The 1,701-nt window shown below is 39.0% G+C and carries 1 protein-coding gene; it reads right to left on the bottom strand.

Annotated features, from left to right (window positions below; translation table 11 throughout):
• Positions 1–1,701 (bottom strand): type I restriction endonuclease subunit R (locus INF28_RS12660; protein ID WP_226393813.1); only part of this gene is annotated, 1,701 nt, incomplete at both ends.

The raw sequence follows: 1,701 nt of genomic DNA, 5'->3' as shown, positions 1-1,701 counted from the left end.
ACCTTTGATGCCATTTCTGCGACCAAACTTTTCCGGAAAGCGATGAATGTATCGGTCTGATACATAATATCCTGTAGTTTAAAAATAATCTGTGCTTTTAAATAGAATATTGCTCCTTGCAGCGCCATTTGATTTGCTGTGGGCTTGCCGCTGTTTATCCTAAAAAAGTCAAAATTTCCGCAAAAATCAAAAATATAAAACTTATTTTTGTCTTCGCCGTCCAAAAGTCCGGGACAAAGTCGTGTGCCGCGGCCGATCATTTGCCAGAATTTTGCCTTGCTCATGACCTTTTTGAAGAAGACAAGGTTTAAAACTTCTGGAACATCAATGCCGGTGTCCAGCATATCAACTGAAATAGCAATCTGCGGCAATTTTTTCGGATCAGAAAACGCATCAATCAAGCTTTGGGCATAATTAATCCGGTTGTCAATCACTTGGGCAAAATCTTTCAAATGTGGGTATTCACTGTGAAATACTTCAAGAATTTTTTCTGCATGATTATGGTTTTTGGCAAATATAATGGTTTTCCCAATTTTTTCGCCGTAGTCTATTTTGATGCCATTTGTCATAAGCACATGCAGAACCTGGCGAATGGTATCACGGTTAAAAATCCATTCGTTTAATGCAGAAGAACTGATCCTTTCCGGAATTTCTCCATTCACATCCTCAAATAGATTTTCATATTCCTCTTTTTCTTCATCTGTCAAATCAGCATAGGTGATCCCCTGCTCGATAAACTTAAGCTTAGATTCCACAGACATATAATCCACCAAATATCCGTCGTTTACCGCCTGGGCAAGCTCATAACCATAAGTCGGGACTCCGCTTTCGAGTTCAAAAATTTCGTAAGTGTTTTTATCAATCTCATCTTTTGGCGTTGCGGTTAATCCCACAAGAGAAGCATCAAAATAATGAAAAATATCTTTATATTTGTTGTAAATACTTCTGTGTGCCTCATCGCATATCAAAAGGTCAAAATGACCGCTTGTGAAAAGCTTGCCTTCGTCATCCTTTGCATTATCAATCACATGATACATAGTCTGATAGGTAGAGAAAACGCAGTGTGCCGCAAAGTTGTCTTTTTCCTCGCATAAATTTGTTACGGATAAATCGGGGAGTAAATTGACAAAAGAACGCTTTGCCTGTGTAACCAGGGAATTTCGATCTGCCAAAAACAAAATGTTTTTTACCCAGCCATGTTCTAAAAGAACTTTGCATAGTGCAATAACGGTTCTCGTTTTCCCCGAACCTGTTGCCATAACCAAAAGTGCTTTTCTGCGGTTTTTATTATCAAAAACATCACAAACCGCTTTGATTGCTCCCTCTTGATAATATCTGCCTGCAATATTTTTGTCTACCATAATATGCTTCAAACTTGTCCGCATTCTGCGAAGATTAAACAGTTTTTCCAAGTCGCGCTTTGAATAAATAGACGCAACTTTTCTTTCGGGATACTGTCCGTCGTCAATTCTGGTTTCAAAACCGTTGGTTAAGAATATAACGGGGCGTCTGCCGTATTGCTGTTCTAAAATATCCGCATATAATTTTGCTTGCTGTCTTCCTTTTGATACATCCTCACAAGTGCGTTTTGCCTCAATCACTGCAAGAGGCTTCTGCATATCATCGTATAATACATAATCGGCATAGCCTGTTTCCGCTTGGTTGGGCATACCCAAAAGTTCAACTTCATTGATCCAGTCT

The organism is Ructibacterium gallinarum, from assembly GCF_014982785.1.
GTDB classification, from domain to species: domain Bacteria; phylum Bacillota; class Clostridia; order Monoglobales; family Monoglobaceae; genus Ructibacterium; species Ructibacterium gallinarum.
This window is presented reverse-complemented; position numbering and strand designations above follow the sequence as displayed.